The organism is Roseibium album, from assembly GCF_965233825.1.
In the GTDB taxonomy this organism is placed as follows: domain Bacteria; phylum Pseudomonadota; class Alphaproteobacteria; order Rhizobiales; family Stappiaceae; genus Roseibium; species Roseibium album.
On sequence record NZ_OZ247583.1, the window covers coordinates 3,554,344 to 3,568,842 of the forward strand.

Below are 14,499 nucleotides of genomic sequence, written 5' to 3' on the forward strand. Positions count from 1 at the left end.
TCTCCGCAGCGAAGAATTGGGACTCCAGGTCATCAATTGTAAGAAGTGAATTTAATTATACTAAGTACAAATTATGATACTAATTGAAATGGGTTGGATAGTTGGAAGTTTTGTTTTTGAATGTTGAATTTTCGATTTGGAATTATTGCAAAAGTTACCAGATGTATTTTCGGTTGTTTGTGTCCGCGCAGTACTGGAAAAGGTGCGAAGTCAAACAGCTCTCTGAATTTTCACCCGATGATTTCCCCGTCAGCGCCTATGTGTCCAGTTGACATGATTGCCTGAGGAAGAGGTTTTGGCTCATCTTCACGTCGGCAAGAGTGAAGCATGAGACAGGAGAACGAGCGTCACCGGGAGGCAGCAGATCGCGACATGGTGTAAAAGTCCGGAAACACGTGTTGTCCGGGTTTGATGAGATAGACGAGGTTGGTTGGTTCAGGATTTCGCAATTCCGGCGAGCATCAAGCGCTGCATATCCTTGTTCGAGCGGATATCGATGCAGATTGCCGTTTTACTCCCATCCTGAAGGGCTCGACAGTCCCTTGCGCCAAACACTCTGTCGTACCTGAGTGTCCAACGAAGCAGCTCGATCTGCAAACCGTCGCGGCGGAGAACACGGTGTAGCCGTTGCCATATCGGGGGAGCCAGTCGAATGATTGCGTCGGCTCGTTCAACTCGGTCGCTATACGTTCGGCCGTTGCCACCCTCTATGATCCACTTGTCTTGGGCTGTCAGTTGGCGCACGCGCCTGTCAATGTCATCTGGCGCTCGCAAGTGACCATTCCCATCCCAAACTTCATCGTCAACCGCATGAACGGGCAGATCGTATTCGAGACCAAGTTGCCGGGCGAGCCAAGTCTTGCCTGACCCGGGACCGCCGACGATCATGATCCTGGAACAGGCCATCCGTTTCACTGCCCCACGACATTCCTGCCATCAACGATCTGCGGCGGCTGGGACATCTTGTAGAGGTGGGACATATGCGCCTGTACAACCTTCCAGGGGGCCAGGATGTTGAGTGAAACTCCGAACTCATTCGCGGTCTTTATAACCATCCGGCTAAGTGCCCTGTTGTGCGAATGCGCGAACCGCGGAAAGAGATGATGCGCACAGTGGGCATTTGCTCCGCCTGTCAACGCAATCGCCAATCTCGAAGTTGGCGCCCAGTCGACCGAAGTACGTATTTGATGGTGTGCCCAATCCAGCGGAAGCTTCCCGTCTCCATCAGGATCAAAAAACTCGGCTTTGTCGCTGATGTGACTGCCGACATTGATCGCGACAAACAACAAGGATGCTGAAGAGACGAACACCAAGTAGTAGCCCGCCAGCAAAAAATTCCCGTGTTCCGACATGAAAAACGGCATTATCAGGAAAAGGCAAATGTGGATCATCTTGGACGCCGCGAATTCGGCAAGTGGCCAGACGCCCGAAAATTTGTTCGGCCAATTCCGTCTTGCCTTGCGAAGATGTTCAAAATCTTCGGCAAAGGCCAGATGGGGCAGCACAAGTGCATACAGGAAAACGGCATACCAGCATTGAAATCTGTGCCATGGCCGCCAAGGCTTGGATGGCGACAGTCTTAGCAGGCTGGATCCGTCCGCATCAATGTCGGTTCCAGCAATATTGGGATACATATGATGCAGCCTCAGGTGCCGTTCGGCCCAGAGTTTTCCTGAAACCCCTATGAGTGAAAATCCGGCGAAAACACAAATCCCGTTCACCCATCTGGAGGCTGCAAATGAGCCATGCGCTGCATCATGACAAACCGTCGCGACAAGAGTGTAGATGCCCGCGCCCAAGACAGCGGCCGAAATCATAAGGATCCAAGGGTTCAGATCAGCATAAAGCAAGCTGTAGACAGCAGCACAAAACAGAAAGAAAAGGCCGGATCTGAACCATTGGCCAACGCCGGCGAACCGGCCTATTTTGCTGCGGGAAAGGTATCTGCTCGCACGAGCATTGAGCTGCGATGAGAACTCGCTCTTGGGCTGGAAGCTGGGCATTGTCTCACGTCACTTGATGGTTCTGATTGGGTTCAGCGCGAAAGCACGGCAATCTGTGCTGCGCGTGGCATTGGAAGGCTGGCAGAATGTGTTGATCCCAGCACCGCTATTGTGCCTTCATCCGTTTCTGCAAAAGTTCCATGAGCTCCCCATTCCTGGGAATGAGTTCAGCTTTGCCTTCCTGCTTGAGATAGTAAAAGCGCCCTGGTCTCAAGCTGGCGGGTAATTCGTAATCCATCCCGTCCCATTCATCTTCGCGAAACGCGTAGAATGCCCAGTGTCCGTTTCTGTCCTCCACGGCATCCAGAACATCGGTCAGATAGGATCCGCAATCCTTCCAGCGCCGCATGCAGCCGAACTCGGAAGCAACGACCCGTTTTAACGGAACGCGGTGGTGCGAGGCCCAGCTGTATGCCAAGTCGACATGGGATTTGACGGCTTGCCTGTCCCAGGCAAGATCTTGCCCGTCATACGAGGTTTTCACGCCCGGATACCGAAGCGGTTTGTCTCGTCGCATGTTGCCGGCACTGGTCGCCGCGTAGGGTTCATACATGTGAAATGCATAAATGACCCGGTTGTCCGATAATGGAGCAGGCCACGCTGCAAGCGAACGCGGACTGGCAAACCACCCGCCGCCGACCATGATGGGCATCTTGTCGTCGACTGCGCGAATGCCTGCAATTACTTTGGTGTAAAATGCACGCAGGTCTCGCGTTCCGCCCTCCTGATCCTGTTGCCACTCCTTAAGTGTTTCCAAGGGGCTGTTTTCGTCGGGGCCCGCCAGACGTTCGGGAGCTGGCTCGTTCAGGATGTCATATGCCACGATTGCAGGATGCTGTTTCAATTCGGTAGCCAGATCCACCCAGAAATTTACGGCTTGTGATTGAAATGCGGCACTGGACCACAAACGGTCGTCGTAAACTCCTTCGTTGTGCTGCGCCCACCTTGTGCCGGGAAGGGTGACTGGAGCAAGGACGACACGAAGGCCTGCGGCGTGAGCGGTGTCTAGTTCGGCCATCAATTCCGACAGGTCTGTATCGACCAGACCCTCATAAGCGTCTGCATTGCCCAGCAGGAAATCGCGCCCGGTGCTCTGCCATTTTCCCAACATGAGCCTCACCCATGTCGCGCCGGTGCCGGTGAGGGCAGTATAGTATTCTTCCCCCTGAGGGGCTGTGTTGAATGCATTTCCGCCCTTGCGCGGGGTGTCCCAGAACGTCATGGGATCTTCGGACCGAACGGGTTGCGCCATGGTGCAAATCAGCAAAACGAACGCAAGAAACTTCACCAGATGCATTTTAGGCGTATCCGTGGTTCCAGAGAGAGAGACGTAGTTCCCGACAAGCCGAAATCTGCTTGCATGTCTTTTGTCGAATCAACCAGAAGTGGTTGGCGTTTTCGTGACGCATGTTTTCAAATCTCAAGATTGGCGATCAGGCCGGGGCAAAAAACGAATTTGGGTCAGGCATGAGAGTTTCCCTTACACTGCACCAGCCCGGGTAACATGGTTGCCAAACTCGCTAATCCCATTCACCTCCGGAATCGTCCAGCCCTACAGGCTCGGAACACAATCATTGTCCGAGACGGCAGGGCAGCACATTTTCTTTTGGAGATGTCGTGTGAACGCGAGAAATCCTGGGTCAAAACCCCACTCGGGCATTTTGCCGATTTCAGATGAAGGGAATTGACATCTTGATTGCCTATGGTCTGGCACTGCCTGACTTGTAGGAAGTCGGCGTTTGACCGGTTTCGCGTTTGAATGCTGAATAGAATGACGACCTGGAATTGAAGCCCACCTCGTAGGCGATGGCCAGGACAGTTGCCTCGCCCTTTTCAACCAGCGGCATCGCCTCCCTGATGCGCCAACTGTTCACGAATTCGAAGAATGATTGACCAAGATTCTGGTTCAAGGTTTGTGAGACATAATTGAGTGAGACACCTACATGCTGCGCCAGCATGCTCAGCGTCAGATTCGGGTCCCGATACAGGCAGTCTTCTTCCATTGCGCGCACGAGCTTTCGGGCAATGCGCTCGGACTGGGAAGAATCCAGTGCGCTTTTTTCATACTTCTTGTCTTTTGGGGTTTCGATTTCAGCCAGTATCCCGGTTGCGTTGTCCAGGTCGGGAGAGGGTCGCAAACTCCAAAGTGCAAGCGCAAAAATTACCACCAGGACCAGAAAGCCGTCGAACAATGGGCCGACGAAATCCTGCTTGCCCTGCAGGACCATGATCTGCCCAATCAGGTGCTGCAGAACATAGATGCCCAAAGCACATGCCAGGACGGATACCCATCGCAATTCCATGCCTTCGGTGCTGGCATAATACTGTTTCAAGCGCTCGAGATGCTGCGCCTGCGTGACCAAAACCCAGGCAACATATACAGCCCATTGCACTGCAAGTGCGACGGTCAGAAACATGAACCCATAGTGCAAAAAACTCAGGACGAGCGTCTCGAACTCTGACGAGCTGACTGGGTGCCGGGTGTCACGCATGACATCCAACAATAGAAAGGTGCCTATCGCAAAGACTGTAGCCGAAACAGGCAGTAAAAAATGACGGGCCATTGAGCGCCTATCACCGGAGTTGCGGCGCCTGCCCGCGATTTCTCTTACGTAGATAAAAAAAATCGGCCCAAGCCAGAAATTTGCCGCGAAGCCCACGAACTCTGATCCGTTCCGGAAGACTTTGGGTGAGGTCTGGATCAGTACGGCAACAATGGAATCGACCTCGCTTGTTGCAAAGACTGCAAAGAATGCAGCCAAGGTCATACGTGACGGGTTTACCCGTCTTTGCGACCAGTTGATCAAGGCAGCCAAGGCGGCAACGGTCAACGTGGCCGATACCGTTGCGGCCAGTAGGACGTTGGTGTCGAAGGTCATCTCCAGGGTCCGCCTGCGGATGGTGTAGCGCGTTCCGCACAATGACTATCCTCAAGACCGATCCAGCTCAACGGCGATCGCGCGGGGTCATGTCCGTGCCGGACGGGAAGGACAATTTGAGGGAGCATCCGGTCGACGGCAACCTGTCTTTGTGCAAGGCCCAAACTGCGGCGCTGATCGAGGCGGGATCACCAGGTCAGGGACGCTGTCGGCAGGTTCCACTTCCAGGCTGCAAACAAGGACCAGACAAAAAACGGCAATGCAGAAAGCACAGCAAGCCGCTCCGTTTTTACGATGCGTTTCTTGCTCGGCGTGAACAGGAGCCAGAAGGTGATCAGCAGCACCGATGCAACGCCAATGCCATAAAGGATTGTCATGGCCCATAGCCCGGCACTTGGCGAAGCAAGCCTGGAAAGTTCATCCCCGTGCGTGATCTGATTCAGGATCTCCATAAATCCAAGTATGATACTGATCCACAAAACTGCCTGACACAGGGGCAGGCTCAAAATGCATCGCCGTGTCCGCCAACTCAAAACCGCACCTGCCAGACAAAGCAGCGAACCAATGACAGCTGCCCAGGTAGCTGACTCCAATGAGGTTGCTGTGTGCCAGAAATCCAGCGTGTCAAAACTGTGTATTCCGCCGTTGAGATAAGCTCCAACGATGTGGCCAACTTCGTTACGACGGAACCCCAGGCGAGTGTCGCCTTCCGGGCTTTCAAAGACATCCTTGCCAATGGCCTCGAACCGGCGCGAGTGGCCAAGCCCGGAAACCATGAGTGCGTTGTTCTCCATGGCCCTGACAGTGAACGCCGTTTGATAAGGTACCAGGATGCGGTCCAGACCTGTCTCGTTTCGCCGAGTGGTGATATAGCGGCCCTCGTGAACGCGAAGGCAGACCGCATCGCAAACCGCGCGACTGGCGACAGGTCTTGCGTGTGGTGCGACAATCTCGCGAAGGAGGCGGCGCGGTAGCGCCATCAACGAACTGCCGCTCGGGCCGTTGGCCGCGACAAAGATCCCGATGTCAAGCGCAGGAACAAGCGTCATGTTGGTATGAAAGCCGAAATGGGTGCCGCCGTGATGATAGACCTGTTGCCCAGCCCAGATTTCCGTCCAGTACCCGAGAGTGCGCCCCGCAAATGCCGGCCGGCCGGGCCAGGCGGATCGTTTCATGTCCGCAACCAAGCTGGCAGTCGGCGCAGCCCCTGCGTGTCCAGAACCGGTACGCAGCAGCAACTGCATGACGCGCACCATGTCGCGCCCGGTCAGAGCAAGCCCACCGGACGGCGTGTGGATGGCCGGGAACGGTTCCGGTTCGATGGCTTTATGGCGACCGACTTGCCAGACATGAAACGGGCTGATGCTGCCTGAACTACGTTGGTCATGCATGAAATGAGGGGCATCAACCCCCATCGGGGCCAGGATCGCCTCTGCAAGATAGGTCTCGAACGATTGACCCGAAACCCGCGCCACGATCTCGCCAAGCAGAACATAGCTTGCGTTCGAATAGGAAATCACATCTTCCGGTGGGCGAACCTGTGCGGGTAACACCGCCGAAATATGGTCGAGCCTGGACGCATCTGCGCCATTGTCATGATCTGCAAAATAGCCACGATAGCGATCTTCCAGTCCGGCCGTGTGGCTCAACAGATGGATTATGCGAATGTCCCCGAACGGTTGGTGCAACTTCAAGTCCGGCAGATGCTTTGCAATCGTATCGTCGAGCGCGAGCCGACCGTCCCTTGCGAGCTGAAGGACTGCAAGCGCGGTGAACACCTTCGTTACGGATGCCAGCGGTACGACGTCATCTTCGGGTGTCATCAACCTCCCGGTTCTCGCGTCAGCCAACCTGTAGCCTTTTGAAAGGATAACGTCGTTGCCGGATACAATGACCACAACAGCGCCGGCCACGGCATCCTGATCCAGACCGGTCGTTACCAGCCCGTCCACGAATCCCTCCAGAACCCAGTGCCAGGATGGGTTTGGCTCTGCCTCGACAGAGGGGACAAGAAGGCACAATGCGATGCCAAGGGATAAAACAACCTTTGTAAAATCGAATGCGCGCTGACCTTGGATGCAGATCAAATCGATGGATGTCTTGAGCATTGTCGGGTCGGTCAGGTGAGGCTGGGGGCGGCGGTCAAATTGCCGGCACAGATACGGTGAAGAATCCTTCACGCGTCGTCCTGCTGTATGGGCAGAGACAGTGTTTTTGCTGCAGGGATGCGCGCTTTTGCGATGTGTCGGCTGTTTCCCCAGATGATTGTCTGTTGAGGACGCCTGCCAGCGGCTGACAACTTCCGGAATTGCGGAAAAATGCTGGTTTAACCGTATTGTTTGTAAACAGCATATCTGGACACGAGCGTCGATCAGGCTGCGAAGCTGGGACGACGGAACGGTATGCACGCTCAAGATCGGATAAACCAAACAAACTCTGGTGGACAGCGCTGGTCTTAACCCTGTGAACTGGTCCGAGAAGCTTCAGAACCTTGAACGTTCTGGACGACTTCAATCGTGAGGGTTTGGGTATTGCGGTGTGGACATCACAAGTCCAGCCCTTCGCGTTATCCGCACACTGGAACTATGGCTCTCGGGGCGCGGGATCGGGTTACAATGTTTTCAACCAGGCAAGCCGCAACAGAACGCCCGGGTTGAACGCGATCACAAAACTGTACGCCAGGATTGGATTGCTCGCCCTGCGGTTTGCCAGCAATATGGAAACGATCCCGCGCCGTGCCGCATGAGCTAGACGGCTGAATGTTGAGTTTCGGGATCCGGGGAGTGGGGCCGCTGTTTCCGGTCCAGCAACAGATCAGTGATCGACGCCGAGAGCCATATCCCGCACAGGGTAAGCCATGCCGTTACTGCGAAGAGCGAGGCTCCGGTGATGCCGGCGCCAACCGCGCATCCGCCTGCGAGCATGCCGCCAAATCCCATGAGTGCCGCACCGGTCAGGTAGCGAGCCATCGAAGGGCCGCTCTCAAAGCCCTGCAACAGCAACTCTCTGGTCAGAAGCGCTGCCAGGAACGAGCCGGCAAAAACGCCGGGGACGAGGCCGGAATTGAAGTCGAGCCCACCGGTTGGCCTGGACAGGAACAGCATCAGCATGTCTGCCGACGGCCCCGTGAACGTGAGGCCCTCCACCTGGACCGGATCGAAAGCCTGGCGTGTCATGCTGGTCGTGAACCACAACGCGAGTGGAACGGCGAGCCCTGCGCCGACGGCGGCCGTTGTCTGCCAGATCGAGCTGCGGTTTCGCCAGGCAAGTAACAGCCCGGCCAAGAACCACAATGCGCCAAACAGGTAGGCGGTAATTGCGCTGATGCCAAGATGGGCCGCGAGATCGTTCCCGCCGATATCGACCGTTGTCCACAAGCCGGACAACCAGTCTCGAAACGGCATGAGGCTGCCCCGCAAACTGGCTTGCGCGACCACGGCGAACACCAATCCCGACAACAAGGCACGCAGGTTCCCGGTCGCAGACAGCACCAGCAGACGGCTGGCGCATCCGCGGGCCAGAACCATGCCGGTGCCGAACATCAGGCCGCCGATCAGTGCGCCGGACAGGCTCTGAGGGGATGCAAGTTGGCGGGTCTCGCCGACGTCGATTCCACCCAGATGAGAAAGAAGCTGAGTGGTTATCAGCGCGCTTGAAAAGGCAAGGAGCCAGATGGGAAGGCGGTCTGAAGGTTTCCGTCTGGAAAATTCCTGGGCCGCCGCACGCAGGCAAAAACGGCTTTGCTGTGCGAGGGCGCCGAACAGGATACCGACCAGCAGACCTGCAAGCACGAGCACCGCGGGTTCCGACATTCTTTCGAGAATGTATGTCAGGTCCATGAGATACCCCGGCATTGCGGTTGGCAGCGGTCTGCAGCAGCAGGTTCATCTGATTTTGGCAGTGCCGATGCGGTCCGCATTGACCGATCTCAAGGATACATAGAAAAAATCAAAACTATGAATGTGTGTCATTGGAAGTAGCTGCGGTCATTCGGCAATTGATTTGCGTTGGCCTACACCCGCAAGGTAACGGGTCCTCCGTAACAGGTTCGCTCTCAATCGCATGGCCTAAACGGCAGGAGAAACTACTCCGCCGGCACAAACCCGGTGATGAGTTGCCGCAGGCCCAGGGCGGCTCCTGCGAATATCGCGAGGAACGTCACGGGCGCGCTATAGGCCAGAACCGAAAACGCGGAGATTCCTTGGCCGACACTGCAGCCGACGGCCAGAATGGCGCCTGGTCCCATGATCGCGGCACCGACAATCTGGCGACGCAATTCGCGCGGGTCTTCACACGCTTCCCAACGGAAATGCCCCTTGGAGAAAGATCCGAGACACGCCCCGATGACAACGCCAACGACCGATCCGACACTGAATGACAACATGTTTCCGGAAGCGGTCATGCCGTAGTAGATCGTGTCGCCGATCGGTGCTGCGAAGGAATGGGTTTCGATTGGTTCGGCTTCAAACCCGGTCATGGCAACCCAGTACGTTCCAACCCAGCCTGACACGATGGCCAGCCCAACGATGCTCCCCCAGAATATGTGCACCGGTGATTTGCGGAATGTGGAGTTGCAAAGTGCGACAACGATAATCAGGCCACCGACAACCAGTCCTGTCACGGCGGGGTCTACACCGTGACTGGCGTCCAGGTATTGGCTCAGCCCTTGAGGCGATTGCGCACCGGTTTCAACCGGAAACAGCCAGACACGGACATGAGCAAGCGGGCCGGACATCACGAAATAGGCCGAGAGCCCCATGACAATGACAATAAGGAAGGATCTGAGGTCTCCTCCGCCCAGGCGGGCGAGCGCGCCATAACCGCAATTTCCGCTGAGCGCCATGCCGTAGCCAAACATCAGCCCGCCGACAATCGAACCAGCGGGATTCCAGACCCTGTCAAGATAGGCTGTGCTGGCGCCATCCAGCAGGTCTGATGACATTGCGAGATGGCAACCGATGATCGCGACGCCGATCGCAAGAGCCCACATGCGCAGCCGCCGGTCGTCTGCACCGTAAAGATAGTCCTCGATGGCTCCCAATGTGCAGAACCGCCCGATGCGGGCCGCCAGTCCAAGCACAACCCCACCGCCGAGACCTATGAGGGTAGCGGTGTTCGCTTCTCCAAGCTGTTCCAGCATATCCGGCTCCTCCCCGAACCGGACGCTAAAACAGCGTTCGGTCAGTCCTCTCGACAGAACAGGTCATAGACCACTTCCATGATTTGCTTGGGGCGATCGTCAGCCAGGCTGTAGTAAATCGCCTTGCCGTCGCGTCGCGGCGTGACGAGCCCTTCCAGACGCAATCGTGTGAGTTGTTGTGAAACGGCAGCCTGTCTTGCGGAGAGCAGATTTTCCAGTTCCGCCACGGACTTCTCGCCCGAGGCGAGGTGGCACAGGATCATCAGGCGCCCTTCGTGACTGATCGCCTTCAGGAAATTGGAAGCACGCTGAGCATTCTTCATCATCCGGTCCATATCCTCAGCACACATGTCTGCGTCAAAAACCGGCAGCCGCGAAGGCGCCTCGGTCGGACCATCGGTTTTGGTTGTGGCATCAATTGTCATGTCTGTTCAACCTGTCTGGTCCACGGTGATTTTTGCACGTTCGAACATAATACCAAGCAAGCCCCAAAAGAAATCTTCGCCGGGATAGCCTTCGATTCGTCCCACTTCCACACCATTTTGCACGAGTATGAACGTGGGTGTGAAGTGGATCGATTTTTCAAACGCCACATCCGGCGTCTTGCCGTGCAGCTCGAAGCGTCTCAGCGGCGCGGTCTTGCCCTCGGCTGTTTTTGGATAGATGTGCGCGATTTCTTCGTCCCACTTGCCACACCAGTAACAGCCTTCTTCCTCGGCCATGAGCAGATAGGTGTCGGCACCGGCCGCAACCGGTGTCAGGGCCAGAAGCAATACCATCAGCGTCTTCAGTAATTTCAAAACGCGACTCCGATTGACGAACTCATAAACTTAATCATAATCTAATTTGTGAATATATCAAGGTGAGAAGCAGAATCATACATGTTCGAACTAACTTTTCTGGGAGTTTTTGCAGCTGGACTTTTGTCGTTCCTGTCGCCTTGCATCCTGCCGATTGTCCCGTTCTATCTCAGCTACCTCGCCGGTGTCGGAGTGAACCAGGTCGGGGCCGGCGGCGAAGTGACGGGAGCGGTGCGCGTCCGCGCTTTCCTGGCGGCCTGCTTCTTTGCCCTGGGGGTCATCACCGTCTTTGTCGGGCTGGGAGCGACCGCCACAACATTTGGCCAGATGGTACGTGACTATTTCGACGTGCTTCGCTGGTTCGCGGCAGCCATCATCATCGCGATGGGATTGCACTTCCTAGGTGTCATCCGCATAGGCATTCTCTACCGACAACTCAGGGCCGATACCGGTGAGCGTTCGAACACCGGCCTTTTCGGCGCCTATTTGGTGGGATTGGCATTTGCATTCGGCTGGACGCCTTGTGTCGGCCCTGTGCTCGCCGCCATCCTGTTTACGGCCGCAGGGCAGGAAACCGCCGGACAAGGCGCCGGGCTGCTTCTTGTTTACGGCCTGGGTATGACACTTCCCTTTGTCGCAGCCGCCCTGTTCATCGGACCGTTCATGTCGGCGATGGCCAGGTTTCGCAGGTACCTGGGCATTGTCGAAAAGCTCATGGGCGTGCTGCTGATCCTGTTCGGGGTTCTGATCGCCACAAATTCTATCAACATCATCGCTCAATGGATGCTGGAAAATGTGCCTTGGTTCGGCGCCATTGGATAATTCAGGGAGAAATCGCATGGTAAGACTGTTCGCTTTTGTCACCGCTCTTCTTTTTTCCATCCAGGTTCACGCTGCCGATATAGGTGATGACGGCCTCCACAAGACCTCCTGGATGCGCGATACATTCAAGGACCTTTCAGAGGATCTTGAAGAGGCAAACTCGGAAGGCAAGCGTCTGATGGTCATCATCGAGCAGCGGGGATGTATCTATTGCAGGAAGATGCATGAGGAGGTTTTCGTCGTCCCTGAAATCAGGAAATTTATCGAGGACAACTACTTCGTCATCCAGATAAACATGTTTGGTGATGTCGAGGTGACCGATTTTGATGGCACGACGCTGCCTGAAAAGGAGATGGTGAAACGCTGGGGGGCACTGTTCACGCCCAGTATCTATTTTTTCCCACAAGAGGTGCCGGAAGGGCTCATGGCGAGCCAGGTTGCAGTTGCCAACATGCCGGGTGCATTCGGGCGGTGGACAACCTTCAATATGCTGAATTGGGTTGTCGAGAAAGGTTACAGCAGCGATGAACCTTTCCAGAAGTATCATGCGCGAAAATTCGAAAGTCAGAAAAATTGAGAGAATCTGGGCGTATTGAGACACTTTCTTGTGAAAATTGCTGCAGATGCGAACAGATACAAAAATTCATTTAATTGAATTTGTTATTGCGTTAAAAGGAATGTGTGATGTACGCTTCCTTCCAAGGTCGACAAGAATCGTATCAAGGGAGGGGGCATGAAACGCGCAATTGGACTGGCTGCGATCGCGGCCATGACAGTATCTGCGGCACTCGCGGAAACAGTGGCGCCGACAAACGTCACTTTGGCGGACGGAGTTATCGAAGCGTCGCTGACCGGGCAACCCGGCGACCCCGTCGAAGGCAGAAAGGTCTTTGCGAACCGCAAGCAGGGCAACTGCCTTGCCTGCCATGTGAACTCGGACCTGTCGGAAGAGATCTTTCACGGAGAGGTTGGCCCGCCGATTGATGGTGTTGCCGATCGCTGGAGCGCAGGCGAACTGCGTGCGATCGTGACGAACTCCAAGATGGTCTTTGAAGGCACGATCATGCCGGCGTTCTACATCGACAGCGGTTACGAGCGTCCTCTCGAAGACTTTGCAGGAAAGAGCATCTTGTCTGCTCAGCAAGTGGAAGATGTGGTGGCGTATCTGATGACGCTCAAGGAAGAGTAAGAATCCCTATTGGAGCACGACATGGAACTGACAAGGCGAAAAATCCTGGCGGTAGGTTCTGGAGCGCTGGTTTTTACCAGTTTGTCCGGACTGCCGGCATTCGCAAATCTCGCAGACGATGCGATTGCGTCGCTTACGGGTGGCAAGGAAATCGGAGAAGGTGCGATTTCATTGACCGCGCCGGAAATCGCGGAAAACGGCAACACCGTTCCGATTTCGGTAGATGCTCCGGGCGCTGTTTCGGTGACGTTGTTTGCGGACGGCAATCCGGTTCCGAGCGTCGCAACGTTCAAGTTCGGACCTTTGAGCGCCTCGCGCAGCGCTTCGACGAGAATTCGATTGGCGTCGACGCAAAATGTCATCGCAATCGCGCAAATGGAAGACGGGTCGTTTCAAAAGGCCTCTTCCAACGTGAAGGTAACAATCGGTGGCTGCGGCGGCTGAGTGACGAGACGAGGAGTTAGAACATGGCATCCGGTGTAAAACCCCGTGTCAAAGTCCCCAAAAAGGCATCCGCTGGCGAAACGATCACGATCAAGACCTTGATCAGCCACAAGATGGAAAGCGGACAGCGCAAAGATGACGACGGAAATGTCATTCCGCGTTCCATTATCAATCGCTTCACCGCAGATTTTAACGGTCAAAACGTCATTGACGTGACCCTGGAGCCCGCGATTTCGACCAATCCGTACTTCCAGTTCGACGCTGTGGTGCCAGAGTCGGGCGAGTTCAAGTTCACCTGGTACGATGATGACGGTTCAGTCTACGAAACAGCCAAGAAGATCAAGGTCTCCTGACAGGGAGAATTGATCTAACGAGGGAGGGGGAGCATGAACCTGAAGCTATGGATATCCCTGGCGGTGGGCAGTCTGTCGACAGCTGCCATCGCACAGGACAGCAACGAACTGGTGATTGACGGCGAAACGCTTGTCACCGAAACCGCTGCTCCGGCGCATCTGGAAGATTTCGATACGATCTATTCAGGATGGCGGTTTCGCTCGCGCGAAACACAGGCTTTGGAAACAGACGACTTTGACAATCCGGCCTTTGTTTTCGTTGATCAGGGCCTGGATCTTTGGGAAGAGGTCGATGGTTCTGCCGGCAAGGCGTGTGCCTCGTGCCATGAAGACGTGGAGGACTTCGCGGGTCTTCGTACGCAGTTGCCACGAGTTCAGGACGGTGAACTTGTTGCGATGGAAGACCTTGTGAACGGCTGCCGCACGGAACGAATGGGTGCCGAGCCGTGGAAATGGTCGGGTGGCAACATGACTGCAATGACCGCGTTGATCGGCTTGCAATCCCGGGGCATGCCCGTCGGTGTCAAGATCGACGGTGAAGCGGCGCCATTCTGGGAAAAGGGCAAGGAACTTTATTACACCAGGGTCGGTCAGCTGGACATGGCCTGTTCCAACTGCCACGAGAACAATTATGGTGTGATGATCCGGGCCGATCACCTGTCCCAGGGTCAAATCAACGGGTTTCCGACCTACCGGTTGAAAAATGCCAAGCTGAATTCCATCCATGCTCGCTTCAAGGGGTGCATGAAGAACATTCGCGCCGAGCCTTTCAAGGAAGGTGGCGACGAGTTCAAGGCTTTGGAGCTCTACCTTGCATCGCGCGGACAGGGTCTTTCGGTGGAAACGCCGTCCGTACGAAACTGAGATTT

Annotated in this window: 16 protein-coding genes and 1 pseudogene; 8 read left to right on the forward strand and 9 right to left on the reverse strand. The window is 55.5% G+C overall.

Translation table 11 applies throughout. The annotated features are described in order from the left end of the window. Positions 1–435: 435 nt before the first annotated feature. The 4 genes from ACO6TI_RS16230 to ACO6TI_RS16245 form a co-directional block, all read right to left on the reverse strand. Positions 436–915: a hypothetical protein gene (locus ACO6TI_RS16230; protein WP_422382882.1), complete on the reverse strand. Its 480-nt coding sequence runs from the start codon at positions 913–915 to the stop codon at positions 436–438. Next, a complete protein-coding gene (locus ACO6TI_RS16235; RefSeq protein ID WP_422382883.1) occupies positions 912–1,817 on the reverse strand; it encodes a fatty acid desaturase family protein in 906 nt (301 codons plus the stop codon). Before ACO6TI_RS16235 ends, ACO6TI_RS16230 begins: the two co-directional genes overlap by 4 nt. A 292-nt stretch (positions 1,818–2,109) precedes the next feature. Next, the gene (locus ACO6TI_RS16240) at positions 2,110–3,300 is read right to left on the reverse strand and encodes a glycoside hydrolase family 5 protein (protein ID WP_422382884.1); all 1,191 of its coding nucleotides are present in this window, start codon (positions 3,298–3,300) and stop codon (positions 2,110–2,112) included. Between the two features lie 403 nt (positions 3,301–3,703). After that, positions 3,704–4,495 (reverse strand): helix-turn-helix domain-containing protein, encoded by a 792-nt coding sequence (locus ACO6TI_RS16245; protein ID WP_422382885.1) that lies wholly within the window; start codon positions 4,493–4,495, stop codon positions 3,704–3,706. A gap of 223 nt (positions 4,496–4,718) precedes the next feature. Between ACO6TI_RS16245 and ACO6TI_RS16250 the strand changes: the two genes are divergently transcribed. Further along, a complete protein-coding gene (locus ACO6TI_RS16250) occupies positions 4,719–4,910 on the forward strand; it encodes a hypothetical protein (RefSeq protein ID WP_422382886.1) in 192 nt (63 codons plus the stop codon). Positions 4,911–5,070: 160 nt separating this feature from the next. Here the strand turns inward: ACO6TI_RS16250 and ACO6TI_RS16255 are convergent, their stop codons facing one another. Continuing rightward, on the reverse strand, positions 5,071–7,062 hold the full coding sequence (locus tag ACO6TI_RS16255; RefSeq protein ID WP_422382887.1) for a serine hydrolase domain-containing protein: 1,992 nt from the start codon (positions 7,060–7,062) through the stop codon (positions 5,071–5,073). A gap of 296 nt (positions 7,063–7,358) precedes the next feature. Here ACO6TI_RS16255 and ACO6TI_RS16260 point away from each other — a divergent pair. Further along, positions 7,359–7,576 (forward strand): annotated as a pseudogene (locus ACO6TI_RS16260) (IS3 family transposase); the annotation flags it as partial. Between the two features lie 53 nt (positions 7,577–7,629). On the opposite strand, the gene ACO6TI_RS16265 reads toward ACO6TI_RS16260, so the two are convergent. The 4 genes from ACO6TI_RS16265 to ACO6TI_RS16280 form a co-directional block, all read right to left on the reverse strand. Then, positions 7,630–8,721, reverse strand: a complete 1,092-nt coding sequence (locus tag ACO6TI_RS16265) for a YeeE/YedE family protein (protein ID WP_422382888.1) — start codon at positions 8,719–8,721, stop codon at positions 7,630–7,632. Between the two features lie 245 nt (positions 8,722–8,966). Next, positions 8,967–10,022 carry a YeeE/YedE family protein gene (locus tag ACO6TI_RS16270; RefSeq protein ID WP_104705036.1) on the reverse strand — a complete coding sequence of 352 codons (1,056 nt, stop codon included), beginning with the start codon at positions 10,020–10,022 and terminating at the stop codon, positions 8,967–8,969. Positions 10,023–10,063: 41 nt separating this feature from the next. Next, positions 10,064–10,372: an ArsR/SmtB family transcription factor gene (locus tag ACO6TI_RS16275; RefSeq protein WP_082442808.1), complete on the reverse strand. Its 309-nt coding sequence runs from the start codon at positions 10,370–10,372 to the stop codon at positions 10,064–10,066. Between the two features lie 81 nt (positions 10,373–10,453). Further along, entirely contained in the window at positions 10,454–10,822 is a 369-nt protein-coding gene (locus ACO6TI_RS16280; protein ID WP_235808846.1) for a hypothetical protein, read from the reverse strand. An 81-nt stretch (positions 10,823–10,903) separates the two neighbouring features. Between ACO6TI_RS16280 and ACO6TI_RS16285 the strand changes: the two genes are divergently transcribed. The 6 genes from ACO6TI_RS16285 to soxA all read left to right on the forward strand — a co-directional run bounded on the left by ACO6TI_RS16285 (position 10,904) and on the right by soxA (position 14,494). Then, positions 10,904–11,644 (forward strand): cytochrome c biogenesis CcdA family protein, encoded by a 741-nt coding sequence (locus ACO6TI_RS16285; RefSeq protein WP_422382889.1) that lies wholly within the window; start codon positions 10,904–10,906, stop codon positions 11,642–11,644. Positions 11,645–11,660: 16 nt separating this feature from the next. Then, entirely contained in the window at positions 11,661–12,221 is a 561-nt protein-coding gene (locus tag ACO6TI_RS16290; RefSeq protein ID WP_108872908.1) for a SoxW family protein, read from the forward strand. Positions 12,222–12,377: 156 nt separating this feature from the next. Continuing rightward, positions 12,378–12,833, forward strand: a complete 456-nt coding sequence (gene soxX / locus ACO6TI_RS16295) for a sulfur oxidation c-type cytochrome SoxX (RefSeq protein ID WP_055112328.1) — start codon at positions 12,378–12,380, stop codon at positions 12,831–12,833. A gap of 21 nt (positions 12,834–12,854) precedes the next feature. After that, positions 12,855–13,277 (forward strand): thiosulfate oxidation carrier protein SoxY, encoded by a 423-nt coding sequence (gene soxY / locus ACO6TI_RS16300; RefSeq protein ID WP_029065275.1) that lies wholly within the window; start codon positions 12,855–12,857, stop codon positions 13,275–13,277. 23 nt (positions 13,278–13,300) lie between these two features. Continuing rightward, positions 13,301–13,630: a thiosulfate oxidation carrier complex protein SoxZ gene (soxZ, locus tag ACO6TI_RS16305; protein ID WP_055112330.1), complete on the forward strand. Its 330-nt coding sequence runs from the start codon at positions 13,301–13,303 to the stop codon at positions 13,628–13,630. A 33-nt stretch (positions 13,631–13,663) separates the two neighbouring features. After that, positions 13,664–14,494 carry a sulfur oxidation c-type cytochrome SoxA gene (gene soxA / locus ACO6TI_RS16310; protein WP_055112332.1) on the forward strand — a complete coding sequence of 277 codons (831 nt, stop codon included), beginning with the start codon at positions 13,664–13,666 and terminating at the stop codon, positions 14,492–14,494. The last annotated feature ends 5 nt before the right edge of the window (positions 14,495–14,499 follow it).

What these genes read in the sequence shown, in the direction of transcription:
- soxY (WP_029065275.1), top strand. Translation starts at nt 12,855, where the DNA reads ATGGAACTGACAAGGCGAAAAATCCTGGCGGTAGGTTCTGGAGCGCTG.
- ACO6TI_RS16245 (WP_422382885.1), bottom strand. Translation starts at nt 4,495, where the DNA reads ATGCGTGACACCCGGCACCCAGTCAGCTCGTCAGAGTTCGAGACGCTC.
- ACO6TI_RS16275 (WP_082442808.1), bottom strand. Translation starts at nt 10,372, where the DNA reads ATGTGTGCTGAGGATATGGACCGGATGATGAAGAATGCTCAGCGTGCT.
- ACO6TI_RS16285 (WP_422382889.1), top strand. Translation starts at nt 10,904, where the DNA reads ATGTTCGAACTAACTTTTCTGGGAGTTTTTGCAGCTGGACTTTTGTCG.
- soxZ (WP_055112330.1), top strand. Translation starts at nt 13,301, where the DNA reads ATGGCATCCGGTGTAAAACCCCGTGTCAAAGTCCCCAAAAAGGCATCC.
- soxA (WP_055112332.1), top strand. Translation starts at nt 13,664, where the DNA reads ATGAACCTGAAGCTATGGATATCCCTGGCGGTGGGCAGTCTGTCGACA.
- ACO6TI_RS16290 (WP_108872908.1), top strand. Translation starts at nt 11,661, where the DNA reads ATGGTAAGACTGTTCGCTTTTGTCACCGCTCTTCTTTTTTCCATCCAG.
- ACO6TI_RS16240 (WP_422382884.1), bottom strand. Translation starts at nt 3,300, where the DNA reads ATGCATCTGGTGAAGTTTCTTGCGTTCGTTTTGCTGATTTGCACCATG.
- ACO6TI_RS16270 (WP_104705036.1), bottom strand. Translation starts at nt 10,022, where the DNA reads ATGCTGGAACAGCTTGGAGAAGCGAACACCGCTACCCTCATAGGTCTC.
- ACO6TI_RS16265 (WP_422382888.1), bottom strand. Translation starts at nt 8,721, where the DNA reads ATGGACCTGACATACATTCTCGAAAGAATGTCGGAACCCGCGGTGCTC.
- soxX (WP_055112328.1), top strand. Translation starts at nt 12,378, where the DNA reads ATGAAACGCGCAATTGGACTGGCTGCGATCGCGGCCATGACAGTATCT.
- ACO6TI_RS16250 (WP_422382886.1), top strand. Translation starts at nt 4,719, where the DNA reads ATGGAATCGACCTCGCTTGTTGCAAAGACTGCAAAGAATGCAGCCAAG.
- ACO6TI_RS16235 (WP_422382883.1), bottom strand. Translation starts at nt 1,817, where the DNA reads ATGATTTCGGCCGCTGTCTTGGGCGCGGGCATCTACACTCTTGTCGCG.